Annotated in this window: 11 protein-coding genes; 3 read left to right on the top strand and 8 right to left on the bottom strand. The window is 64.6% G+C overall.

The annotated features are described in order from the left end of the window. Nucleotides 1–271: 271 nt before the first annotated feature. Nucleotides 272–1,582: a peptidoglycan DD-metalloendopeptidase family protein gene (locus PG897_RS09300; RefSeq protein WP_201882665.1), complete on the bottom strand. Its 1,311-nt coding sequence runs from the start codon at nt 1,580–1,582 to the stop codon at nt 272–274. A gap of 114 nt (nt 1,583–1,696) precedes the next feature. Between PG897_RS09300 and tyrS the strand changes: the two genes are divergently transcribed. Beyond that, nucleotides 1,697–2,896 (top strand): tyrosine--tRNA ligase, encoded by a 1,200-nt coding sequence (tyrS, locus tag PG897_RS09295; RefSeq protein WP_065016864.1) that lies wholly within the window; start codon nt 1,697–1,699, stop codon nt 2,894–2,896. 79 nt (nt 2,897–2,975) lie between these two features. Here the strand turns inward: tyrS and ygjK are convergent, their stop codons facing one another. The 4 genes from ygjK to PG897_RS09275 all read right to left on the bottom strand — a co-directional run bounded on the left by ygjK (nt 2,976) and on the right by PG897_RS09275 (nt 8,472). Continuing rightward, nucleotides 2,976–5,456 carry an alpha-glucosidase gene (ygjK, locus tag PG897_RS09290; protein ID WP_201885167.1) on the bottom strand — a complete coding sequence of 827 codons (2,481 nt, stop codon included), beginning with the start codon at nt 5,454–5,456 and terminating at the stop codon, nt 2,976–2,978. A gap of 184 nt (nt 5,457–5,640) precedes the next feature. Further along, complete coding sequence (locus tag PG897_RS09285) at nt 5,641–6,453, bottom strand: helix-turn-helix transcriptional regulator (protein WP_201877636.1); 813 nt, start codon at nt 6,451–6,453, stop codon at nt 5,641–5,643. An 11-nt stretch (nt 6,454–6,464) separates the two neighbouring features. Then, entirely contained in the window at nt 6,465–7,001 is a 537-nt protein-coding gene (locus tag PG897_RS09280; RefSeq protein ID WP_201885168.1) for a YbhB/YbcL family Raf kinase inhibitor-like protein, read from the bottom strand. A gap of 214 nt (nt 7,002–7,215) precedes the next feature. Continuing rightward, nucleotides 7,216–8,472 carry an adenylosuccinate synthetase gene (locus PG897_RS09275; RefSeq protein WP_005303296.1) on the bottom strand — a complete coding sequence of 419 codons (1,257 nt, stop codon included), beginning with the start codon at nt 8,470–8,472 and terminating at the stop codon, nt 7,216–7,218. A gap of 188 nt (nt 8,473–8,660) precedes the next feature. Here PG897_RS09275 and PG897_RS09270 point away from each other — a divergent pair, with 188 nt between their 5' ends. Beyond that, nucleotides 8,661–9,569 (top strand): LysR family transcriptional regulator, encoded by a 909-nt coding sequence (locus tag PG897_RS09270; protein WP_042049298.1) that lies wholly within the window; start codon nt 8,661–8,663, stop codon nt 9,567–9,569. Between the two features lie 70 nt (nt 9,570–9,639). On the opposite strand, the gene PG897_RS09265 is transcribed toward PG897_RS09270, so the two are convergent. Next, entirely contained in the window at nt 9,640–11,022 is a 1,383-nt protein-coding gene (locus PG897_RS09265) for a TAXI family TRAP transporter solute-binding subunit (protein ID WP_201882662.1), read from the bottom strand. Nucleotides 11,023–11,243: 221 nt separating this feature from the next. Next, nucleotides 11,244–12,383 (bottom strand): MalY/PatB family protein, encoded by a 1,140-nt coding sequence (locus tag PG897_RS09260; protein WP_201882660.1) that lies wholly within the window; start codon nt 12,381–12,383, stop codon nt 11,244–11,246. A 161-nt stretch (nt 12,384–12,544) separates the two neighbouring features. Here PG897_RS09260 and PG897_RS09255 point away from each other — a divergent pair, with 161 nt between their 5' ends. Continuing rightward, nucleotides 12,545–13,717: an MFS transporter gene (locus tag PG897_RS09255; protein WP_201882650.1), complete on the top strand. Its 1,173-nt coding sequence runs from the start codon at nt 12,545–12,547 to the stop codon at nt 13,715–13,717. Nucleotides 13,718–13,772: 55 nt separating this feature from the next. Here PG897_RS09255 and PG897_RS09250 read toward each other — a convergent pair whose 3' ends face one another. Further along, a complete protein-coding gene (locus PG897_RS09250) occupies nt 13,773–14,657 on the bottom strand; it encodes a LysR family transcriptional regulator (RefSeq protein ID WP_017765055.1) in 885 nt (294 codons plus the stop codon). Nucleotides 14,658–14,696 lie beyond the last annotated feature (39 nt).

Genomic DNA, 14,696 nt, shown 5'->3' with positions numbered 1-14,696 from the left:
TCTGGTACCGGACATCAAGCCTATATAGCGTTCAGTCATCAGGCTTCCTTACTTGCAGGTCGGGAAAAAGTACGTGAGAGAGGAAGCGGCCTCGATCCCATGCCGAATTCTGGTACCGGACATCAAGCCTATATAGCGTTCAGTCATGGGGCTTCCTTACTTGCAGAGCGGGAAAAAGTACGTGAAAGAGGAAGCGGCCTCGATCCCATGCCGAATTCTGGTACCGGACATCAAGCCGATATAACGCTCGCTCATGACTGTTCCTTGTAGGTCAATTGCCGCCGTTGGCCCGCTTGTTCTGGGCCAGCTGCAGCTCGGGGCTGTCCAGCTTGGCCAGCTGGGGCATGGCCTGTGCCTTGAAGCTGGCCAGCGCCCGCCCGCTGAGAGACTCCGCCTGGGGCAGGGTGAGGGTGCGCGGGTTCTTGTGCACGCCGCCCACCACGAATTCATAGTGCAGGTGTGGCCCGGTGACCCGGCCGGTGCCACCGAGCAGGCCGATGGTCTGCCCCTGCTTGACTCGCTGCCCCTTGTTGACGGTGCGCTTGGAGAGGTGCAGGTACTTGGTCACGTAGTTGCCGGCGTGCTTGATGAAGACGTAGTTGCCGTTGAACTGGTTGTAGCCGGCGGCCACCACGCTGCCGCCACCGGCCGCCATGATGGGGGTGCCCACCGGTGCCACGTAGTCGATGCCGTTGTGGGGGCGTACCTTGCCGGTGACCGGGTGCAGACGGCGCGGATTGAAGTTGGAGCTGATGTATTTGAAGTTGACCGGCGCACGCAGGAAGCTCTTGCGCATCGCCTTGCCATCCGGGGTGTAGTAGTTGCCATCCTCGTTCAGCACGGCGCGATACACGGCGCCCTGGTTGACGAACTCGGCGGCCAGGATGTCGCCGGAAGCAACCCGCTCGTCATCCTGGAATTTCTCCTCGTAGACCACCCGGAAGCTGTCCCCCGGTTGCAGGTCCTGGGCGAAGTCGATGTCCCAGCCGAAGATGGCGGCCAAGTCCATGATCTGATCCTCGGTCATGCCGGCGTCGACGGCGGCGCCCCAGAAGCTGGAGCGGATCTCCCCCTTGGCCACCTGTTCGCGGGTGTCGAGCTCGAGCTTGACCGCCCGGGCGACAAACCCTTCATCCTTGCGGATCACCTTGAGCGCCTGCTCCAGGCTGTGGGGATAGTAGAGGCTGTGCAGCTCGCCACCCTTGGTGAGCTTGAAGGTGAGCTCCTGGCCTGGCTTGAGCAGGCGCAGGGTGTCGGTGCCGTTCAGCTGATCGATGAGGTGCAGATCCGTGGTGCTGAGGCCAAGGCGCTGGAAGATGACCCCCATGTTGTCGCCGCTGCGCACCTTCACCAGCTTGGTGATGTAGCTCGGTTTGGGCGGGGTGACGGGCTTGGCTTCGGCCAGCAGCGCCTCCTCGTCGACCTGCTGCTCGATGGCCAGCTCGTTGCCGTTGTCATCGACCCGGGTGGCGACCGCCTGTTCGCTGGGCCAGGCCGCCAGCATCATCACCATGATGCTCAGGATCAGCACCATCTTGCGGTGCCAGTGGGGGAGAGAGTTGAAGGCGTGCCAAATGACCATGAGAAGCAGACGAAGTTGAGCCGGGAAGAATGTCGGAGTTTACCGCCTTTCCAATTGGCCCGCCATTCCAGTAATATGTCTGGCCCTGTGGAATCGTGATTGGAGAGTCAAAAAATGTCCCAGCTCGAGGTGGCGCTAGCCGAGATCAAGCGCGGAGCGGAAGAAATTCTGGTGGAAGAAGAACTGGTCGCCAAGTTGAAGGAAGGGCGCCCGCTGCGCATCAAGTTGGGGATGGACCCGACGGCTCCCGACATTCATCTGGGTCATACCGTGATCCTCAACAAGCTGAAGACCTTCCAGGATCTGGGCCATGAAGTGATCCTGCTGATCGGTGACTTCACCGCCATGGTGGGTGACCCCTCCGGCAAGAACGCCACCCGTCCGCCGCTCTCCGAAGAGGCCATCAAGCACAACGCCCTCACCTATGCCGAGCAGGCGTTCAAGATCCTCGACCCGGCCAAGACTCGCATCGAGTACAACTCCAGCTGGCTGAGCGAGCTGGGCGCGACCGGCATGATCAAGCTGGCGGCCAAGCAGACCGTGGCCCGCATGATGGAGCGCGACGACTTCAAGAAGCGCTACAGCAACGGCCAGTCCATCGCCATTCACGAATTCCTCTATCCGCTGCTGCAAGGCTATGACTCGGTCGCGCTGAAGGCGGACGTCGAGCTCGGCGGTACCGATCAGAAGTTCAACCTGCTGATGGGCCGCGAGCTGCAAAAAGATGCCGGCATGGCGACCCAATGTGTGCTGATGATGCCGCTCTTGGTGGGCCTGGACGGCGTCAAGAAGATGTCCAAGTCCGCTGCCAACTACATCGGCGTACACGACGCCCCGGGCGAGATGTTCGGCAAGATCATGTCCATCACCGACGATCTGATGTGGAACTACTACGAACTGCTCTCCTTCCGTCCGCTGGCTGAAATCGAAGAGTTCAAGGCGGGCATCGCCGCCGGCACCCTCAACCCGCGCGACGTGAAGATCTGGCTGGCCAAAGAGATCATTGCCCGTTATCACGACGAAGCGGCGGCCGAAGCGGCCCACGAAGACTTCACCCAGCGCTTCTCCAAGAACGCCATTCCGGACGAAATGCCGGAAGTCGAGCTGGCACTGGAAGGCGAAGGTCTGGCCATCGCCAACCTGCTCAAAGACGCCGATCTGGTGGCCACCACCTCCGAAGCGCTGCGCATGATCAAGCAGGGCGCGGTGAAGGTTGACGGCGAGAAGCTGGAGGATGGCAAGGCACTCATCGGTGCCGGCACCGCCGTCTACCAGGTCGGCAAGCGCAAGTTTGCCCGGGTGACCGTCAAGTAAGTCGCTAGCCCCTGGCGCCGCCATAAGAAAGGCCTCCCTTGCGGAGGCCTTTTTGTTGGCTCATTTCTGCTGATAGGGATCAGCCCTCTGTTTTCAGGAAGTTGCGATAGAGCATGTAGAGGTGGGCCGAGCTCCAGCTGAAGTTGCTGGCCCCCTGCATGGCGCCGGTCTCCGGGTTGTAGTTCTCGCGGATGGGGCCGCTGCCCGCCAGCCCCTCGGCGTTGGCAAACAGCTTGTTGACGAGCTGTTGGGCATCGCTGCGATAGCCGTAGTTCTCCAGCCCCTTCACCCCGAAGTAGAACTGATCCAGCCAGACCCGGCCGCGCCAGTAGATGTCGGGGTCGTAGGCCGGGTTGGTCAGCGCCGCCGTGCCGAGCGGCACCCTGGTGTTGAACTCCTGGGCATTGAGCATCACCTCGCGCACCCGCGCCGCTTTCTCTTTGTCCGCCACCTCGGCCCATAGCGGGCTCCACCCTTCCGGGCCACGGCCGCGGGCGGTCAACAGCTTGCCGACGCAGCCGTTGGCGTCGGGCAGATCCCCCTGGGCTATCTGGCGGTCGTAATAGAAGCCGGAGGCCTCATCGAACAGGCAGCTGTTGATATAGCCGGCCAGCTGGCTGGCCCCTTCGCGGTAGCGGCTCGCCTCGTCCGGCTTGCCGAGCAGCTCGGCCATGTCCGCCAGGATGCGCTTCTCCTTGGCGAGGAAGGCGTTGAGCTCCACCGATTCCTGATCGATGGAGAAGCCGATGAGACTGCCGTCGTCCTGATGGTTCTCGAAGAAGAAGACGTTCCAGTCCTGGCGCGCCCTGGCCAGGTCGCCGCCATAGGTCTTGTCGGCATAGCGCTTGAGCTGATCCTGCTCGATAAAGCCGAAGCGGGCGGCGTTGTCCATGCCGGACTCCCAGCCAGCGCCGTGCTGGGCGCCGATATCCATGTCGGCGTAGCCGCCAACGCTCAATACCTGCTGATAGAGCGCCATGCCGGCGCAGCCATACCAGCCATCACCCTCATTGGTACAGCTCGACAGATCCAGCCCGGCCGGTACCCCCGTCGGGTACTGCACCTTGAAGGTGATGTTGCCGAGCTCGTCGTTGTGCTCGACGTGGCGAGTGGCGCCATATTCGATGATGCCGTTGCGGTTGTTGTCCCGCGCCCGGTACCACCAGTCGTGATAGGCCTGGATCTTCGGATACATCTCGGCGATGAAGGCCTTGTCCTGGGTGGCGCTGTAGATCTCCCAGATGGCCCAGGCGGAGAGGGGCGGCTTGGTGTCGCGCTCGTTCCAGTTGCCGCCGTCGCCACCGCGATCGGCGAGCTTGTTGTAGAAGACGGCGTCGATCACCATGCCGGCATCCTGCGGCCGGACCGGGTCATCGGCCTGGATCTGGTAGTCATACATGGCGCGTACGTTGTTTTTGGCCACTTCCGGGTTGAAGTGGGCCATGGCGTAGGCATGCTTCCAGCTGTCCCAGGCCCAGACCCCGTCGAACCAGCGGGCGGTGTTGGAGGGGGTCACCCCGTCGTGCAGGATGGCACCGGCCGGCGAGCGCCAGTTGCCGTTGAGGGTCTCCATCGCCTTGACCGCGATACGCCGCTCCGACTCCGGGATCCCCTGATTGGAGAGGCCGCGCGCCAGGTAATCCTCCCAGCGGCGGATGGAGTCGTCGAAATGGCTGGCGGGGTCGGCCAGCAGCGCCTGGCGGCTCTGCTCGAAGCGAGTCGCTTCAGCACTGCTGTGGACATAGCTCTGCAGGGTGTAGATATCCTGCTGGCCCTTGGCGGCCAGGGTGAGGCTGGCCTCGCTCACGTAGCCGAGCCCCTGTTCGTCGAGGGTGGTGCGACTGGGCAGGGTGCGATCGATGCGGTAGCTGGCGCTGCCGCTCTGCATGATGTTCCAGGTGCTGCGCAGTTTGCCGAACTGGAATGCCACGCCGCGCTCGGTCTGACTGATGGTGCGGGTCCAGGCGGGGTACTGCTCGGCGACCGTCTTGCTGGCATCCCATTGGTTGAGCAGTTCCCCCTGCCAGTTGAGCTTGAGGGTGAGGGGGGCGTCAGTGTGGTTGATGAGGCGGGTGCGAACCAGCGCAGTGCGGGCATCGCCGTAGCGCAGCTCCAGCTCCAGAGTGAAGGGGTCGAATTCGAAGCGTTGCACCAGCGCCCCCGGGATGGCGTACAGCGCCTGTTTGCTGGCGCTGGTGAGCGGGAAGGCGCGGCCGCTCTCGTCGCTCAGGGTCAGCTTGTCCAGCTCGCTGGCGAAGAACAGGCTGTACTCCTCGGCGATGACCATGGGGCCGGTAAAGCCGCCCCATTCGCTGTCGCTGGCGGGCAGCAGGAAGCCGTGCCAGGCACCGAGATCGAGCAGCGGGTTGTATTTGAGGTTGGAGTAGCTGTCAAAGTCACGGAACTGGCGCGGGGTGCCGCTGCGGTCGATCACGTTCTGATACTGGTTCGCCAGGGTGGCGCTGGGGGCGGCCGGGCTGCTGGAGTCATTGCCGTTGCAGGCAGTGAGGCCGAACAGGGCGACGCTCAGGGTGACGGATAGTAAACTTTTACGAAACATCTCTCGCTCCAATGACAGTTTTTGTAGGTTAAGGAAGGTAATTTTTAGTGCTTGTTTTAGTGAAAGCGTTTGCGAGAGCCATTATAGGGCGATTTTGAGGGGATTATTGGCGCTGCGTCACAGTGCAGGAGGGGCGGGTGTGAGCCGGATCACCCGGTTACACGAGGTTACATAGCTTGATGTTTTAGTAACTATTTACTTGTCTGGTTGCAGCCAGCGAGAGGGAGGAGGGGCAGGTGCGCAGGTATTGATAGGGGGTCAGGCCGAACTCCTGCTTGAAGCGGGCGGCGAAGCGGCTGGGGGAGTCGTAGCCACAGGCGAGGGCCGTCTCCAGCGGTGCCAGCCCCTGCTGCAACAGGGTGAGGGCGTGGCTCATGCGCACCTGGGTCAGCAGCTGGCGAAAGCTGCGCCCCTCGGCGGCCAGCTTGCGCGCCATGGAGGCGCGGCTCATGGCGAAGTGCGGTGCCACCCCCTCCAGGGTGTGGTCGGCGCCCGGCTCCACCCCGAGGTAGCGGGCCAGCCGCTCCCCTAGGGTCATAGTGTGGGCGGGAAACAGCAGGTCGAGTCCGCCGGCGGCCTGCAGCTCGGCATAAAAGCCCTGCAGCAGCTGGACCTGGGTGGCCTCATTGAGCCGCCGATCCGCCATGGAGCAGACCAGCTCGAAACAGAAGGCCAGCGCCGGACTGACCGCGAGGCGCGGCTCCCTGAGCGGGCCGGTCTGGGCGGTGCTGAGCCATTCGACGGGGGGCGGGGTCAACAGGGTCAGCGCGCGGGAGCGAAACTTGCCCTGCTCCGGCTGGTTGACGAAGGTGAGCTGGTGACCGGCCGGGATCAGCAGCCAGCTCGCCTGGTCGAACGCCAGGCGCTTCTCCTGCCACCACAACTGCTTGTGACCCTGCTCCACCCAGATGATGGTGGGGGCGTAGATGAGCACCCGGTGCAGCGGCTGCTGGCGGATCCCGAGATAGTGGTGCAGTTGCAGCAGCGGCGTGCTCATCCGGCTGGCTCCTAGGGGGTGACGAAGGTGGCGGTCAGGGTGGCCTTGCCAAGAGCCATGCTGTTGAGCATGTAGCCTACCATGGCGGGCGGGGTGTCTGCCTTCACCTCCAGGGCCTGGGGCAGGGCCCAGGCGGTAAACTGGTAGCGGTGCATGCCGTGGCCGGCGGGCGGGCAGGGGCCGCCGTAACCCTGGTTGCCGAAGTCTGTTTTCAGCTCCAGCCCCTGCTTGAGCTTGCCCGAGGCGTTGCTCGGCAGCTCGCTCTGACTGGCCGGCTGGTTCACCACCAGCCAGTGCCACCAGCCGCTGCCGGTGGGGGCATCTGGATCATAGGCGGTGATGGCGACGCTCTTGGTGCCGGCCGGCAGGTCCTGCCAGCTCAGCTGGGGCGAGCGGTTGTCGCCGCTGCAGCCAAAGCCGTTGAAGCTGAAGGCCTTGTCCATCAGCTGGCCTTCGTGGATGTCGCTGCTCTTCAGGGTCATGGCACTGGCGGGCAGGGCTGCCACGCACAGCAGGGAGAGCAGGGTGGTACGCTTGGCAATCTTCATGGTGAGGCTCCTCGGTGGATGATGGGATCAGTCTAGCGAAGAGGGGGAGAAGGTGAGTGACCAAACCGCTCAAAGCGGTCGTCTTGCCGCCATGATATGAGTTGTTGTGTTGATTGCTGGTGAGCGCTGCGAAAGCGCGGTGGTGCCCTCGGGCATAAAAAAACCGGCATCATGGATGCCGGTTTTTTACTGTGCTGACAGCTGGTCGCGCGACTTAGCGCAGGATCATCTCGTCACGGCCTGGGCCGACGGAGACCATCGGAACCGGTACGCCCAGCAGCTCTTCGATGCGCAGTACGTACTGCTGAGCCGCTTTGGGCAGCTCGGCGAAGGTGCGGCAGCCGGTGATGTCTTCGCTCCAGCTTTCCATCACTTCGTAAACCGGCTTCAGACCGGCAGTTTGCGGCCAGATCGGGTTCTCGGTGTGGGCACCTTCGTAGGCGACGCAGATCTTCAGATCCGGCAGGCCGGTCAGGCAGTCCAGCTTGGTCAGCGCCACTTCGTTGGCAGCCTGCAGCTCGACACCGTTCTTGGTGGCGACGGCGTCGAAGTAGCCGACGTCACGGGGACGACCGGTGGTGGCGCCGAATTCGTTGGCGATCTTGCGGAACTCGTCCTGGTTCTCCATGGCGGTCAGCAGGGTGCCGGTACCGACGGAGGTGCTGAACGCCTTGGCGACGGCGATGACGCGCTCGGGACGCAGACCCGGCAGGCCGCCACCGATGCCGGCATAGGCGCCGGAAACGTGGGAGGAGGTCACCCAGGGGTATTCGCCGTAGATCAGGTCACGGCCGGCGCCCAGCTGGGCTTCGAACAGCAGGGTCTTGCCTTCGGCCTGCAGCGCTTTGAGCGGCATGCTGACGTTGCAGACGGAGTCGATCCAGGGGGCGGACACTTCCAGCAGCCAGTCGGCCATCTCCTGGGCGGTCTGGTTGAATTCGAAGGTCGGGTAGAGGGCCTTGAGCTGCGGCAGTTTCCAGTCGAGGAAGAATTGAATGCGCTCGACCAGTACTTCCGGCTGCTTCAGCCAGCCGACCAGGATCGCTTTCTTCATGACGCGATCGCCGTAGGCCGGGGCGATGCCCTGACGGGTGGAACCGTAGGCGCCGTCGCCCAGGCGCTGCTCTTCCAGGGTATCTTCCATGGCGTGCAGCGGCAGGCAGAGGGTGGCGCGATCAGAGATGGCCAGCTTGGGAGTGACGCCGGAGGCTTTCACTTCGTCCAGCTCGACGGTCAGTTTCTCGGGGCTGATCACCATGCCCGGGCCCAGCACGACCAGGCAATCCGGGTTGAACACACCGCTCGGAACCTGGTGCAGCTTGAAGGTGCCAAGGTCGTTGACGACGGTATGGCCGGCGTTGTTGCCGCCCTGGAAGCGAATGCTGGCGCCGGCTTGGCCTGCCAGATAATCCACGATGCGGCCTTTGCCTTCATCACCCCAGTTGGCACCTACGACTACGATAGACGACATGACTCTTTCTCCTAAGACGTTAGGCGATCATCCTAGGAGGCTCAGGAGGATTAGAAAAATTAATTATCTTTATAATTCCGATAAGAGAGTCATATAATTAAGGTGAATTTATCGGCAAACTGCCCCCTCTGCCGTACCGGCATCCCCGTCAGGGGCCTGTGCGGCCGTGGCGGCACAAGAGGATCCCCATGCTGGACATCCACTGGCTGCACACCTTCGTCACCCTGGCTCGGCTGCAGCACTTCGGCCAGACCGCCACCGAACTGCACATGACCCAGCCCAATGTGAGCCTGCACCTCAAGAATCTGGAGCAGGCCACCCGGGTCAAACTCATCGAGCGCAGCCCGTTTCGGCTGACCCAGGCCGGCGAGCGGCTGCTGCAAAGCGCCGAGCGCGCCATCGCCGAGCTGCAGCTCTGCCAGTCCGATCTCAACGCCCTCAACCAGCTGAGTCAGGGGACGCTGGCCATCGCCGCCAGCGACATCATCTCGCGCCTGCTGCTCATTCAGCCGTTCCAGCGCTTCAAGCAGGAGTTCCCCGGCATCGACCTCACCCTGTTCAATACCACTTCGGATCAGGCGGCTGAGCTGGTCAAGGCGGGCAAGGCGGATCTGGGTTTCGTGATGGCGCAAAAGCGCAGCGAGCCGCTGTTCTACACCGAGTTGCAGCAGGTGACCTGGTGCGCGCTGGGCCACGGTCTCGCCCGCTGGCAGGCGCGGGCGCAGGCGGGGGAGAGCGATCCCCTCGACGAGCCGACCCTGATCCTGCTGGGGCACGACACCCGTACCCGGGCGCTTATCGACCCCTCTTTGCCGCTGCTCGGTCTGCCCAGCTGTCGCATCATGGAAGTGGGCAGCGTGGACGCCCAGCTTGACTGGGCCGAGGCGGGCTTCGGGGTGGCCATAGTGCCGGACTTTTCCATTCACCCGCGGCTCAAGCTGACCGCCCCGGTGACCCGGCTCACCGATTTCCCCGGCACCAGCTTAGGGTATGTGGTGCGCCAGAACCAGGTGCTGTCGCGCGCCATCAAGCAGCTGCTGCACTGGGTGGAGCAGGAGATCCAGCGCCCGGCGCCGTTGCCGGACGCCGGGGCGTGAGCCCAGCCAATATCGAAACAAAAAGAGGCCACCCTTGGGTGGCCTCTGTCGTTGTGGTTGTTTGGCGGTCTTACTGGGCAGGCGTGCCCTCTGCGGTCGGTGAGGCGCCGCTTGGTGCGGCCGGTGCCGGTGCTGTCGATGCCGGTTCGGCGGGGGCCGGTGAGGCAGGTTGTGCCCCGCTCACCACGGCAGAGGGGCTTGGCGCAGCCGTGCCGGTCAGCGTGCCGCCCTGCTCCACGGCGGCCCCTTCGAGCACGCTACTCGCACCCGGCTCGGTGGTTGTGGCTGCCGAGGGGGTCGGCAGCAGGGCACCAGGCGTCTGCCCGGAGGAGGTGGCGGGCGTGCCTTCCGGGGAGGGGGCGCCCGTCTCGCCGGCAGCTTGCTTCGCGTCCTCACCGGCGGGGTGTGCCACCTCGGTGGGCTGCGCCGCTGACGTTGCCAGGGCCTCCGAGGTCGCCGGAGCCGGGCTCAGGGTCTCGGGCAGCAGGGTGGGCGGAGCATCCGCCATGCCGGTGTGGCGCGGCACTTCCGCCTCACCCAGCATTCCCTCCAGGGTGAGCTGGGTCAGTGCCGGGTGGAGGCGGGTGAACTGCTTGAGACGGCCGCTCAGCACGTCGCGCACGGTGCGCACCTCGCCCTCTGGCAGGCTGGCCAGTGCCACCAGCTCGGCGGTGACGGCGAAGGTGTTGATCCCGCTGGTCTGGCCCGGATAGAGGTTGGCGCCGATGCGGCCGCGCTGATAGTAGGGGTGCTGCTTGAGCAGCCTGTCTATCTGTTCCCCCTCGATGGGGATGAGGCGCGCCTTGCAGCGGCCGGTGAGATCGCCGATGGCCTGATTGGGGTGGCCCGCCACCACGAAGGCGGCGTCCAGGGTACCGTCACAGAGCCCCTCCAGCCGGTTGTTGGCCGCGGCTGGGATGAGGGGGGCAAAGCTCTTGGCCTGCCAGCCCATGGCGTCCAGCAGAGCCTGGCTGGTGACCCGCTCCCCGGAGCCCGGGTTGCCGAGATCGACCCGCTTGCCTTCGATGTCGGCCAGGGTGTTGATGTTGCTGTTGGCGCTGGCAAGCAGGGTCAGCGACTCCTGATGGAGGCGGTAGAGGCTGCGCAGCTGATCGGCGGGGGGCTGGCCCTGGAAGGGGCCCGTGCCGTGAGCGGCGTGATGCAGCACGTCCGACTGCACCAGCGCCAGCTGGATGTTGCCCTGCGCCAGCGCCTTCAGGTTGGCGAGGGAACCTGAGGTACTCTGCACCGAGCAGTGCAGGCCGTGGCTGCCGCTCTCTTCATTGAGCAGCCGGCAGATGGCGCCGCCGGTCGGGTAGTAGACGCCGTTCAGCGGCCCCGTACCGATGGTGAGATAGGTGGCGGCCTGCAGGGGCAGGGTCAGGGTTGCTGCCAGCCAGGGCAGGGCTCGGCGCAGCCGGATGGGCAGAAGGTGCAAGACGCGTTGGAACATAGTGAACCGGATCATTGGCTGATAAAAAGGATGGGTCAGCCCCATCCCGGTTGGCATCGGGCCGTTACCCGCAAGAGGGCGGCCGGTGCCGTGTTGGGTGGCCCCTGGCGCCCCGGGATGGCCGGGGTGGGGCGTCGCCAAAATATACCCTATTGCGTGCGGATACGGATCGGGTCGGACAGATTATATTGCGGGGTCGGCTGGCGCCGCCCCGCAGGGGCTCAGCGGCGAGCCAGGATGGCCTTCTCCATGCGGGCCAAGGCCTCGACGAGGCGAGCCCGGGTGCAGCCGAAGTTGAGCCGCACGAACTGGCCGTCGCCAAACTGGGCTCCGGGGGAGAGTCCCACCCCGGCCTGCTCGAAGAAGGCGATGGGATCGTCCAAGCCCAACGCGCTCACGTCGATCCAGGCGAGGTAGGTGGCCTGGTGGCGCGCCAGCTTGATGCCGGGCCAGCGGGCGACCGCCTGCTCGATCAGCGCCAGGTTGGCGGCCAGGTAGTCGAGCTGCTCGCTGAGCCACTGTTCGCCCCCTTCATAGGCCGCCTCGGCGGCCACGAAGCCCAGCAGGTTGACGTCGGCACTGATGCCGCGCATCGCCTGCTGCAGCTTGAGGCGCAGACGGGCATTGGGCACCACCGCGAAGGCGCAGCAGAGCCCGGCGATGTTGAAGGTCTTGCTCGGGGCCATCATCACCGCCGAACGCTCGGCCGCCGCCGGGCTGATGGCGCCGTAGGGGATGTGACGGGCGTCCTTGTCCAGCAGCAGGTCGCAGTGAATTTCATCGGAGCAGATCACCAGGTTGTGGCGCTCGGCGATGGCGTCGATGGCCAGCAGCTCCTCGCGGGTGAAGACGGTGCCGCCCGGGTTTTGCGGGTTGCACAGCAGCAGCAGATCCGCCGCCGGCGCCTGGCGTTCCAGCTCCTCGATATCCAGCACCCAGCGGCCGGCCTCTTCCACCATGGGCACGGTGAGCAGCGGCCGGTCGTTGAAGCCCGGCGCCTGCAGGAAGGGGTAGTAGACCGGCTTGGGGGTGATGATGCCACGCCCGTGCTGGCTCCAGGCCTTGCAGGCCAGGTTAAGACCGGGCACCACCCCGGGCAGAAAGACGAGCCACTCGGGCTGGATGGTCCAGCCATAGCGGCTGGCCAGCCGCGCGATGATGAGTTCGATTAGCCGGGGAGAGGGGCGGGAGTAGCCGAAGATGCCGTGGGCGACCCGCGCAGTGAGGGCCTCGACGACGGCAGGGGGGGAGACGAAGTCGGTGTCGGCGACCCACATGGGCAGCACGTCCTGTCCCTTGTACTTGTCCCATTTCAGGCTCATGGTGCCGCTGCGATCTATTTCCCGGTCAAAATCAAACATGTGAAATCCTTATGCTGGCCAGTGGGCTTTCACTGTACGGGGTCGGCGACGGGGTCGCAAGCCTTGAGGTGGCTCTTGATAATGACATAAAATAAGCGGCGCCATTTCATGCACTTGCCGAATTTTGGCCAGTTTTCTTCCCTCCAATCAGTGGTAATTCTATGCGCTTGTTGACTGCTGCCCGCAACAGGACGGATCCCGTCTCTCTCTCTTTTCTGGCCGTGACCTTCATGACCGGGGTGGCGGTGGCGCTGCAGGTGCCCACCCTGAGCCTGTTCCTGGCCGAGGAGGTGCAGGTGCGCCCTTTCCTGGTGGGGCTCTTCTATACCGTCAACGCGGTGATCGGCATCCTTATCAGCCAGTGGCTCGGCCACCGCTCCGACAACAAGGGGGATCGCAAGCGGCTGATCCTGCGCTGCTGCTTCGCCGGCGTGGTGCTCTCCCTGCTGTTTGCCTGGAACCGGCAATACTGGCTGCTGGTGAGTCTGGGGGTGCTGCTGGCGAGCCTGGCCGCTACCGCCAGCCCCCAGCTGTTCGCGCTGGCGCGTGAATACGCCGACAGCCGCAACAAGCGGGCCGACATGTTCAGCTCGGTGCTGCGGGCCCAGTTCTCGCTGGCCTGGGTGATAGGACCACCCATCGCCTTCGCGCTGGCCATCGGCTACGGCTTCGAGGTGATGTACCTCGCCTCCGCGCTGGCCTATCTGCTCTGCGCCTTCGTGGTGTGGCGCTGGCTGCCCTCGTTGCCGCTGCCGGTGATGGACAGCGAGGTGGAGCGGGTCAGTAGCTGGCGGGATCCGTCGGTGCGGGCGCTCTTTATCGCCTCCACCCTGATGTGGACCTGCAACAGCATGTACCTCATCAACATGCCGCTCTACATCACCCGCGAGCTGGGGCTGGAGGAGAAGCTGGCCGGGGTGCTGATGGGCACGGCGGCGGCCCTCGAGATCCCCTTCATGTTGCTGGCGGGCCACTACACCCAGCGTTTTGGCAAGCGCCCCATGATGCTGCTGGCGGTGCTGGCCGGGGTGGGCTTCTACGTGGGGCTGGTGACCCTGTCAAGCCAGCATGCCCTCATTGCGCTGCAACTGCTCAACGCCATCTTCATCGGCATCGTCGCCGGCATCGGCATGTCCTACTTCCAGGATCTGATGCCGGGTCGCACCGGGGTGGCGACCACCCTGTTCGCCAACAGCATCCGTACCGGCTCCATCATGGCGGGGGCGATAGCGGGGACTGTGGCGGAGATCTGGAGCTTTCACGGGGTCTTCATGGTGGCCATGGGGCTGGCACTGCTGGCACTGGCCGCCTGCTGGCGGGTGCCGAACGTCTGAAGCCAAAGGGGTGGGTCAGCCCCGTCTCACTGCCTGATGGCGGCGGGGGAGCGGGCTAGCGGTCGCTGTCGTCCTGATATTCGTTGCGCAGGCAGCGCAGCAGCAGCTCGGTGGCCGGGCCCAGGGCGTCGGCCGACGGGGTCAGCAGATAGGTATAGAGGTGGCGCTCGTTGCCACCGGCCAGATCCAGCGCCACCAGCTCGCCGCTCGCCAGCTCCTCCTGCACCAGGTGGCGCGGCAGCCAGGCATAGCCGAGGCCGAGCCTGAGCATGGCGATCACCTCGTGGTAGTGGGTCGCCTTCCAGCCGGTGTCGTCCGCGTCGTTCCAGTCCACCGAGCGGTGAATGGGGGGGTGAAGGCTGATCTGGTTGTGGCCGGCCAGCGCCTCGGCAGCGATGGCGCCGCCCTGGGTGGCGAGCGGGTGATCGGCCGCGCAGAGCGGCAGCAGACACACCTCGTCCAGCGGCAGACCGGTGCGATCATGGGGCAGGTGTTCGGAGAGCATCAGATCCCCCACCTGCAGGGCGTTGAAGTGGCAGTGGATGCGCTCGTGCAGATTGACCCGGCAGCCCCGGCTGCGGGGGTAGAAGTGGGCCAGCGCCCGATAGAGCCGCTCGCGCGGCTGCATCACCGACACATAGAGGTTGATCTGCGGCTCCCACTGCCGCTCCAGGTTGTTGGCCAGGTTCTCCAGCTCTTCCACCTGCTGGCTGAGCTGACGGGCCCGCTTGAGGAAGATCTCCCCCGCCGGCGTCAGCACCGCCTTGCGCCCTCTCACCTCCAGCAGGGCCACCCCCAGACTCTGCTGCAGCTTGGCTACCGCATGATTGAGGGAGGACTGGCTCTTGTTCAGCGCCTCGGCGGCCTGGGCGTAGCCGCCACAATCCACCACGGCCTGAAAGATCCGCCATTGCTCAAACGTGCTCTTGGGACGAAACATATCTCAACCTGATAAGGGACTGGATGGAACGGGCCTTGC

The sequence above is a fragment of the Aeromonas sp. QDB20 genome (assembly GCF_027707805.1).
Lineage (GTDB): Bacteria > Pseudomonadota > Gammaproteobacteria > Enterobacterales > Aeromonadaceae > Aeromonas > Aeromonas dhakensis.
The sequence above is the reverse complement of the archived record's forward strand: the minus strand, read 5'-3'. Positions and strand labels throughout refer to the sequence as shown.